This window comes from Streptomyces sp. RP5T (assembly GCF_003933965.1).
GTDB lineage: Bacteria > Actinomycetota > Actinomycetes > Streptomycetales > Streptomycetaceae > Streptomyces.
The window spans coordinates 1-8,476 of record NZ_RSAJ01000364.1 but is presented as its reverse complement, the minus strand read 5'-3'; the positions used below and the strand labels follow the sequence as shown (position 1 = coordinate 8,476).

Annotated in this window: 12 protein-coding genes; 7 read left to right on the top strand and 5 right to left on the bottom strand. The window is 71.1% G+C overall.

The features are described from left to right. Nucleotides 1-1,401 (top strand): aldehyde dehydrogenase family protein (locus EHS43_RS29845; protein WP_260470776.1); only part of this gene is annotated, 1,401 nt, incomplete at its 5' end. A gap of 143 nt (nucleotides 1,402-1,544) precedes the next feature. After that, on the top strand, nucleotides 1,545-2,078 hold the full coding sequence (locus EHS43_RS29840) for a DUF3455 domain-containing protein (RefSeq protein ID WP_125193827.1): 534 nt from the start codon (nucleotides 1,545-1,547) through the stop codon (nucleotides 2,076-2,078). A 74-nt stretch (nucleotides 2,079-2,152) separates the two neighbouring features. On the opposite strand, the gene EHS43_RS29835 is transcribed toward EHS43_RS29840, so the two are convergent. Continuing rightward, the gene (locus tag EHS43_RS29835) at nucleotides 2,153-2,545 is read right to left on the bottom strand and encodes a nitroreductase/quinone reductase family protein (protein ID WP_125193826.1); all 393 of its coding nucleotides are present in this window, start codon (nucleotides 2,543-2,545) and stop codon (nucleotides 2,153-2,155) included. Between the two features lie 92 nt (nucleotides 2,546-2,637). Between EHS43_RS29835 and EHS43_RS29830 the strand changes: the two genes are divergently transcribed. Beyond that, nucleotides 2,638-3,465, top strand: a complete 828-nt coding sequence (locus EHS43_RS29830) for an endonuclease/exonuclease/phosphatase family protein (protein ID WP_185806472.1) — start codon at nucleotides 2,638-2,640, stop codon at nucleotides 3,463-3,465. Here the strand turns inward: EHS43_RS29830 and EHS43_RS29825 are convergent. Both EHS43_RS29825 and EHS43_RS29820 read right to left on the bottom strand, forming a co-directional pair. Further along, nucleotides 3,457-3,630 (bottom strand): DUF397 domain-containing protein, encoded by a 174-nt coding sequence (locus EHS43_RS29825; RefSeq protein ID WP_185806471.1) that lies wholly within the window; start codon nucleotides 3,628-3,630, stop codon nucleotides 3,457-3,459. The genes EHS43_RS29830 and EHS43_RS29825 overlap by 9 nt on opposite strands. Before the next feature lie 10 nt (nucleotides 3,631-3,640). After that, the gene (locus EHS43_RS29820; RefSeq protein ID WP_125193825.1) at nucleotides 3,641-4,492 is read right to left on the bottom strand and encodes a helix-turn-helix transcriptional regulator; all 852 of its coding nucleotides are present in this window, start codon (nucleotides 4,490-4,492) and stop codon (nucleotides 3,641-3,643) included. 202 nt (nucleotides 4,493-4,694) lie between these two features. On the opposite strand from EHS43_RS29820, the gene EHS43_RS29815 reads away from it, so the two are divergent. The 3 genes from EHS43_RS29815 to EHS43_RS29805 are packed head-to-tail and all read left to right on the top strand — an operon-like array spanning nucleotide 4,695 to nucleotide 5,727. Further along, entirely contained in the window at nucleotides 4,695-5,123 is a 429-nt protein-coding gene (locus tag EHS43_RS29815) for an ATP-binding protein (protein WP_185806470.1), read from the top strand. Nucleotides 5,124-5,173: 50 nt separating this feature from the next. After that, nucleotides 5,174-5,449, top strand: a complete 276-nt coding sequence (locus EHS43_RS29810) for a hypothetical protein (RefSeq protein ID WP_125193824.1) — start codon at nucleotides 5,174-5,176, stop codon at nucleotides 5,447-5,449. Then, nucleotides 5,446-5,727, top strand: coding sequence for a hypothetical protein (locus tag EHS43_RS29805; protein WP_125193823.1), 282 nt, complete (start codon nucleotides 5,446-5,448; stop codon nucleotides 5,725-5,727). Before EHS43_RS29810 ends, EHS43_RS29805 begins: the two co-directional genes overlap by 4 nt. Nucleotides 5,728-5,740: 13 nt before the next feature. On the opposite strand, the gene EHS43_RS29800 is transcribed toward EHS43_RS29805, so the two are convergent. Then, the gene (locus tag EHS43_RS29800) at nucleotides 5,741-6,448 is read right to left on the bottom strand and encodes a hypothetical protein (RefSeq protein WP_125193822.1); all 708 of its coding nucleotides are present in this window, start codon (nucleotides 6,446-6,448) and stop codon (nucleotides 5,741-5,743) included. Nucleotides 6,449-6,954: 506 nt separating this feature from the next. Between EHS43_RS29800 and EHS43_RS48150 the strand changes: the two genes are divergently transcribed. After that, nucleotides 6,955-7,095, top strand: a complete 141-nt coding sequence (locus EHS43_RS48150) for an excalibur calcium-binding domain-containing protein (protein WP_260470775.1) — start codon at nucleotides 6,955-6,957, stop codon at nucleotides 7,093-7,095. A 33-nt stretch (nucleotides 7,096-7,128) separates the two neighbouring features. Here the strand turns inward: EHS43_RS48150 and EHS43_RS29790 are convergent, their stop codons facing one another. Beyond that, nucleotides 7,129-8,265, bottom strand: coding sequence for an NAD(P)/FAD-dependent oxidoreductase (locus EHS43_RS29790; RefSeq protein WP_125193821.1), 1,137 nt, complete (start codon nucleotides 8,263-8,265; stop codon nucleotides 7,129-7,131). Between the last annotated feature and the right edge of the window lie 211 nt (nucleotides 8,266-8,476).

Genomic DNA, 8,476 nt, shown 5'->3' with positions numbered 1-8,476 from the left:
GGCGGGCACTACGCGGTGGTCGACCCGGCCACCGAGGAGACGGTCGGATGGGCCCCGGAGGCCTCGCGGGATCAGGTGCACGCGGCCTGTGCCGCGGCCCGCGAGGCCTTCGGACCGTGGTCGCGTACGCCGGCCGGGGAGCGGGCGGCGATCCTCTCCCGCGCCGGCGACCTCATCCGTTCGCGCCTCCTGCCGTACGCCGAACTCGCCCGGGCCGAGACCGGCGCGACCACGGGGGTGGCCAGGGGCATGCAGGTCGGCGTGGCCGCCGCCCGCTTCCGGCGGTACGCGCGGGTCGAACCGGCCGAGTGGGCGATCGAGCCGCAGGTCAACGAGGCCGGACCGATGGGGAGGGCCGCGGTGATGGGCGCACTGGCGGTCCGGCAGCCCGTCGGGGTCGTCACCTGCGTCACCTCGTACAACAACCCGTGGGCCAACCCCGCGGGGAAGATCGCCCCCGCCCTGGCCATGGGCAACACCGTGGTGGTGAAGCCCGCCCCGCAGGACCCCCTGTCCGTCTACCGCATGGCGCGGGCGCTGGAGGAGGCCGGGGTGCCGCGCGGGGTGGTGAACGTGGTGAGCGGCCGTTCCGTCGAGGTCGGCGAGGCCGCCGTCGACTCGCCCGACGTCGACATGGTCAGCTTCACCGGCTCCACGGCGGTCGGACAGCGCATCGGCGAGGTGTGCGGGCGGTCCATGAAACGGCAGTTGATGGAACTGGGCGGCAAGGGGGCGGCGCTCGTCTTCGAGGACGCCGACCTCGGATCGGCCGTCGCCGGCATCGGGACGACCTTCTCCTTCTACAGCGGACAGATCTGCACGGCACCGACGCGGGTGCTGGCGCAGCGCGGTGTCTACGACCGCCTCGTCGAGCAACTGGCGGCCTTCGCGGGCAGGTTGGCGGTCGGGGACCCGCGCGAGCCCGGGACGGTCGTCGGCCCGGTGATCTCGGCGGCGCACCGCGACCGGGTGGAGTCGTACGTCGAACTCGGCCGCAAGGAGGGCGCGGTGGTCGCCGCGGGCGGTGAACGCCCAGGTCTGGAGCGGGGTTTCTACGTCACGCCCACCCTCCTCGCCGACTGCCGCTCCGACATGCGCGTGGTCCGCGAGGAGATCTTCGGCCCGGTCGTGACCGTGACGCCCTTCGACGACGAGGAGGAGGGCATCGCCCTCGCCGGCGACAGCGACTACGGACTGATCGACTACGTCTGGTCGGCGGACGTCGCCCGCGCCTTCCGCGTGGCCCGGCGGCTGCGGGCCGGGGGAGTCGGGATCAACACGGTCGGCCGCAACATGGAGGCACCGTTCGGGGGCTTCCGCCGGAGCGGGGTCGGCCGGGACTGCGGGTCGTACGCGCTGCACGCCTACAGCGAGGTGCAGTCGATCGTCTGGCCGGGGTGAGGGGACTTCCGGAGGACCTCGCGCGACCGGGTTCGGCCAACTGGCCGGTAACCCTCGGACGGGACCGTAGAGTCCCGGCCGGGGGCGGCGAGTTACACCTCGTCGTACTGAAGACCAGTCAAGAACCCTTCCGGAGAACTGACTTGAAGCTCACCAAGCGCCTCACCCTGACCACCGCGGCCCTCGCCGCGACCGCCTTCCTGGGGACGACCGACGGCAACGCGGCCACCGCGGACGCCGCGCCGAATCCCGTGAAGGCCCCCGCGGCCATCCAGGTGCCGGACGGCAACAAGCTGACCGGCGTGTACCCGGCCCGCGGCGTACAGACCTACACCTGCACCGACGGTGCCTGGAAGCTCCTGGAGCCCGCCGCCACCCTCTCCGACCGGAGAGGCCGCACCGTCGCCCTGCACTCCCGCGGCCCCGTCTGGGTCTCCACCGTGGACGGCAGCGCGGTGAACGCCACGGCGATCGCCAACTCCCCCAAGACCGGCACCATCCCCGAACTCCTCCTCCAGGCCACCGCCACCCGGGGCACGGGCGTCTTCGGCGGTGTCTCCTACATACAGCGCGTGAACACCACCGGCGGCGTGGCCCCGGCCACCGCCTGCACCGGCACGGACCAGGTGAGCGTGGCGTACACGGCTACGTACGCCTTCTACAAGCCGGCGAAGTGACGCGGTCGCGTCTCTGAGTACCGCGGCGGTGGCCTTGTTCCGCTCGGCGACCGGGGTCACCGCCGCGCCACCCCTCAGCGGTCCAGATCCACGCGAACGGTCAACTGCCCGGCTCCGATGGCCCGTACGGACATGCTGTTCAGCACGGGCAGCGACCGCAGTCGTGCGGCGGTGTCGTCGTCCGGCATGAGATGGGCGGTGCCGGAGTGCCACCGACCCCGGATGCGCACCCGCACCCGCGGTTCGGCCTTGATGTTGCGGATGTACTGTGACCGTTCGCCGAACTCCGACACCAGCCAGAAGGAGTCGCCGACCCGCTTACCCCCCACCGGGGTCGGGCGGGGCAGGCCCGAGACGCGGCCGGTGGTCTCCAGGACGGTCTGCAGGGGCAGCCGCCGCATGACCGGGTTGAGGAGGCGCTGAAGGGCCCTGGCGGTACGGTACTTGCGCTCGACGTCGCGGGACATGGGTGGTGAGACTCCTGCCTCTTGTCTTCCGTAACCTCATCGGCGGCCTCGATGATCTCAGGGTGCGGCCGGTCGGACGAAGGGTGTCGGCGATGCGCGTGGTGACCTGGAACCTGTGGTGGCGCTTCGGGCCGTGGGAGGAACGCCAGAAGGCGATCCTGGCGGTGCTGCGGGAGCTGCGGCCGGATGTGGTCGGCCTCCAGGAGGTGTGGTCGGAGGGCGCCTCGGGCGGCGAGAACCTCGCGGAGTGGCTGGCCGGGGAACTGGGCCTGCACTGGGCGTGGGCCGCGTCGCCCGCCTCGGAGCGCTGGCAGCGGCGGATCGGCGACCCCGGAGTGGAGGTCGGCAACGCGGTACTGAGCCGCTGGCCGGTGGTGGACCGGGCGGTCCTGCGCCTGCCCGCCCCCGAGGACCTGGACGACGGCCGCCTCGCCTTCCACGCCCGGCTCGCGGCACCCTCGTACGACATCCCCTTCTTCACCACCCACCTCACCTCGGCCCCCACCGCCTCGGCGATCCGCTGCCAACAGGTCACGGCGCTGGCGGAGTTCGTGGCTGCGCACAGGTCGGGCACCGACTTCCCGCCCGTCATCACCGGTGACTTCAACGCCTGGCCCGACTCCGACGAGGTCCGCCTCTTCGGCGGCTACAAGACGGCACCGGCGGCTCCTGACCAACTCTTCCTGGATGCCTGGGAGTACGCGGACCCGACGGCCCCCTCCGCGACCTGGGATCCCGCGAACCCCTATGTCCGCGTGTCCCCGCCGGTCCGCATCGACTACATCCACGTGGGCCCACCGGGACCTTCGGGGCTGGGCCACGTCCTGGACGTCCGCCGCGCGGGCGACGGCCCGGTGGACGGGGTGTGGCCGTCGGACCACCTGGCGGTGGTGGCGGAACTGGCGGACGGCTCAGAGTGACTTGAGGTGGTCGAGCAGGGCGAGGAAGGCGGCGGGGGTGACGGTGACGACGGTTCGGGCGGGGTCGGAGTCGGTGAGGTGGACTCCGTCGGGGTCGGCGGATATGTGGACGCAGGCGTCGCCTTCCTGGCAGTAGGACGACTTCTGCCAACGGTCCGTGATCATGCGGGCTCCCTCACAGGTTCTGGGCGATGGAAAGGATCAGATCCCGGGACTTGCCGGGACTGAGAGCGGTGGCTTCCACGACGTCGAGCAGGTTGCGGTACTTCGTCAGAAGGGCCTCGGCGTCCAGGAGGACCGGCCCGTGGAACTGGTCGAGCTGCGCGGTGTCCAACTGCGGTACGGGCCCGTACAGGTAGTTGATGGATTGCCCCGAGCCGGGGAAGGCGCCGACGTCGAACGGCAGTACACGGATCGTGACGTGCTGCTGCTCGCTCATGTCGAGCAGATGCCGCAGCTGGGCACGGGCCACGTCCCGGCCGCCGACGCGCATGCGCAGGGCCGCCTCGTGCACGGTCGTGCGATACGGCGTCGGGTCGGCGCCGTACAGGAGGCCCTGCCGTTTGATCCGGTGCGAGACCCGGTGTTCGATCTCGGGCGGTGCGGGTTCCGGGATGACGTGCCGGAAGATCTCGCGTGCGTGGTCGGCGGTCTGGAGCAGCCCCGGCATGTGGGAGGTGTACGCGGTGCGTATGGCGGTGGCGTGATGCTCCAGCTCGGCGAGGTCGAGGAGTCCTGACGGGAGTACCTCACGGTACGACTCCCACCAGCCGAACAGCCTGTCGGTCGCCATGGCGACCAGGGCCTCGACGAATGCCTGGTCCGGGCAGGAGTAAATGCTGGCCAGCGCGCGGATGCGGTCGGGACTCACCCCGAACCGTCCGGATTCCACGTTGCTGAGCTGTCCCTGACTGGTGCCGAGCGTGCGTGCGGCCTCGGTCGCCGTCATGCCCGAGCGCTCGCGCATCTTGCGCAGCTCCACGGCGATCCGGAGGCGGCGGGCCGTCAGCGGGGGCCTGGTGGGCATGTGTGAACTCTTCCTGGACGCACGTTCCATAGATGGTCACTCACACGGGGGAAAAGAGCCGAAGCATCTCCAGAGGTGGCAAATGGCATTTGCTGAGCCCCTATCGTCATCTCCAGGCGCCCCGTCTGGAAGCGCACCGTGGGACGCCGCGGCAGAGACACCAGGCACTCTTCCAACTCCCCTCAGTGACCGGAGACTTCCGATGGCCACCGTATCCCCGTCCTGGAACTACACCCTGCATCTTCCGCACGATCCACGCGCACCGGGGATCGCGAGGGGTGCCCTGAGGCTGATCCTGGCCGCCCACGACCTCCCCGACCTCGCCCCCACAGCGGAGCTCCTCGCGGCGGAACTCCTGACGAACGCGCACTGCCACACGAAGGGTCCGTACGCGTTCCGCCTCCTCTTCCCGGCCCCCGGAAGGATCCGGGTCGCCGTCTGGGACACGGACCCCCGCGTCCCACCCGGCTTCACCTCCGACCAGCCTCCCCCCGCACCGGACGCCGAACACGGCCGCGGCCTGCACCTGGTCCGCGCCTGCGCCGACGCGACGGGTGTGTCGGTACTACGCGAACCGGGCGCGTCGAAGGGCGGGAAGCTGCTGTGGGCGGAGTGCGGGGTGCCGGGGTGATGAGCCGGGTCATACTGGGAGAAGTGACCGCTGTTCACCAGGAGCCGACCATGAGCGCACAGCCCGAGCACGGCTGGGGAGCGATGCCCCTCCCGGAGATCCGGACCGTGGACGACCTGCGCAGTGCGCTCAGCCGCTACGGCTTCCCCGGCGACCGGGAGCGCTTCGAGGCGGAGCTGGCGGCCGCCATAGGGGCATCGCCGACCAACGACTTCGCGGGTGCCGCAGCTGTCGTCCGGGCCTACCGGCACCGGGTCCTGATCAGGAACTCGCCCGAGATCATGACAGCCCTGGAAGACGCCCGTGGCGGAGGCGGCCGTACGTGAACGAGATCCCGCTGGAGGAGGCCGAGCCCGCCAGGAAGGCGTTCGGTGAACTGACGGAAGGGGAGCGGGAGGCAGTCCGAGTGGCGCTCGTCGCCATTGCCCGCGACCCCGCGGTCGGCCGGGAGATCCCCGGGTGGCGCCCTCCATCCCTGGAGTACACCTACACGACGCCACTCGCCGCCGACTCTGCCGAGGCGATCACGGTCGTATACACGCACACACCGGGCCTGGGAGTGACGGTCGTCTATTACTTCCGAGACCCACAGGTGGTCGACTGAGGCGGCCCCTCGGCTACGCGTTCGGAACGAGCCATTCCCTCGGCTCGTCCAGGCCGTCGGGTTGGTACAGCACGGACTCAGGGCGCTCGTCGCCGGGCACGGCGAACGCCAGCTTGCCCCAGGCGCACTTGCCTGCGGTCACCGTGACTTCGAAGGGGAACTCCGGCTTCGGGAAATCGCCGTAGGTGGTGCCCGACGGTTTGATGCGACCTCCGTCGTCGTAGTACAGCGTCCAACTGTCGGTGTTGTCGGTGTAGGAGCCCTTGGTCCCGCACAGCTTCAGGTCCGCCCATGCCCACACATACCCTGGCTCGCCGGCCCCTTCGTCGGCCTTGCCGACTGATGTGAAGCCCTGTTTGTAGCCGAGCACGGTCAAGTTGCCTTCGAACGGCTTGGCCGGGTCGGTGTTCTCCACCTTCCAGGTGGCGCCGAAGGCCAGGGGTTTAGATGACGACGGTGACGAGGCGGGTGCCTCAACCGCTCCGGGTGTGGTGAGGACGGTCTGTGTGCTGGTGGCTGTTGCCGGCGTAGCCGCCTTTCCGCCACCGGTGTCGGCCACGAAGCCGATCAGCACGCCCACGAGGAGCCCGGCAAGCGTTGCGCTCGCAACAGTGAGGACGCTCCGTCGGGAGCGCGCGGGATGCGTCCGCTGAGCGGCGTTATCGGAGGCATGGGTGTGCAGTGGCCCGTCAGGAGGCCCCGACGGGGTCGGGCTGTTCATGATTTCAGCGTGCGTCGGGCGGGGTCTTCGCGCACTCCGGGCTGGTTGTGCAGCAGTGGTGATCCGAAGGCCGTCGGATCGGTGCCAGCGCCTGCTTCGACATGCGGTACACCCGCCCTGGTGCTCAACTGGAAACCGGATCCCATCGAGCACAGGACGTTGCGATGAGCGGCAACGGAACTCGACGCGGGCCCTTATGGCGCCTGCGACGGAAATGGGCCTCCCTGGGGCTACTGGGCCGGATTCTGGCCGTAGCGCTCGGGCTGTTCGCCTCCCTGCTGTTCCTCGGGGGCATCCTCAGCGCCGTGAACCCAACTGACGACACCCCCGACTCACCCGCGGTGACCAGCACCCCGGCAGCCGTTTCCCCGGCCTCCCGCCCACCGCGCCCCGTTGAAACCGCCACGGTCACGGCTACGGCGACGACGATTGCCACGCCGTCGCCCACTTCCACGAGGACCGTCACGAAGACGGCGGAAGTCCCCGAACCGACGACGACGGCACCTGTGCCGGATGTGTACTACGAGAACTGCGACGAGGCCAGGGCCGCGGGCGACGCCCCGCTCCACCGGGGCGATCCCGGGTACGCGCCGCATCTCGACCGGGACGGCGACGGCGTGGCCTGCGAGCCGTACGCCGGGGATTGACCGTGGCGGCGGGCGACGTCCGTGCGTGGACGCTCACTGGCCCTGCTCCTCCCCCGTGAACATGCTGATCAGGCCATGCGGAGTGTCCGCGCCGAACATCAGGGCGTAGAGCTCGGTGCCCTCGTCGGCGGTTTCGGCGCTGCGGGGGAACATGGCGCGCTCGTGCTCGGTGAGCGCGGTCTCGATGTCGTCGGGGTGGGCCGCGAGGGCCTGGGCGAGTTCCGCGCCGTCCAGCATGGCGAGGTTGGCGCCCTCGCCGTTCGGGGCGGCGACATGGGCGGCGTCGCCGATCAGGGTCACTCCCGGTACCCGCTCCCACCGGTGCCCGGCGGGCAGCGCGGCGAGGGGGCGCACCACCGGGGCGGTGTCGGCGTCGGTGATCAGCGCGGTGAGTTCCGGTGCCCAGTCGTCGAACTCCCGCGCGATCCGGGCGAGGGCGGCCGCGGAGTCGGTGAAGTCGATCTCCGCGAACCAGTCCTGCGGCCGCGTGAGCATCACGTACGTGTGCAGGTTGCCGCCCCTCTCCCGGTGCGTCACGAAACCCTTGCCCGGCGCGAGCGCGAGCAGCGCCCCGCCGCCGACGACCTTCGCGCCGGCCGGGTGCCGGGTGTCGGAGTCGTGCAGGTACACCTCGACGCAGGACATGCCGGTGTACGCGGGCTTCGCGGGCGACAGCAGCGGCCGTACCCGGGACCACGCCCCGTCCGCTCCCACCAGCAGGCCGGTGTCGACCGAGGTGCCGTCGGTGAACGTCACCTCGTGGCGGCCCCCACCGAGCGCCCGGACAGCGCTGACCTTGTGGCCCCAGCGGACCGTGCCGGCCGGCAGGGAGTCGAGCAGGAGCTGCCGCAGTTCGCCCCGCTGCACCTCGGGGCGGCCGCCGGTGCCGTCGTCGGGGTGGTCGAACAGGACGGTCCCGTCCCGGTCGACCAGCCGTGTCGCCTCACGGCCCGGCAGGACGAGGCCGCGGAACTCCTCCAGCAGGCCGGCCGCCCGGAGGGCCAACTGCCCGTTGTAGTCGTGGATGTCGAGCATCCCGCCCTGCGCACGGGCCGTCGGGGAGGACTCCGCCTCGTACACGGTGGACGGGATGCCGTGGACGTGCAGGACGCGGGCGAGCGTGAGGCCGCCGAGGCCGGCGCCGATGATCGTGACGTGGGTGGTGGTCATGGTGACTCCTCGCGGGGCGGGGCCGGCGGGCGGATCCCGGCGGCGTTCGGGGAACAGACTCCGGGCCCCGCCCGACAGGCCGCCGACATCGCGGCGATGGCCCCGACAGGCGACCGACATCGCACCGACGGCACCGACAGGCCGCGGTCATCACAGCGATGACCCGGACAGGCCGCAGCCATCGCCTCGACCCCCCCGACAGGTGACAGAC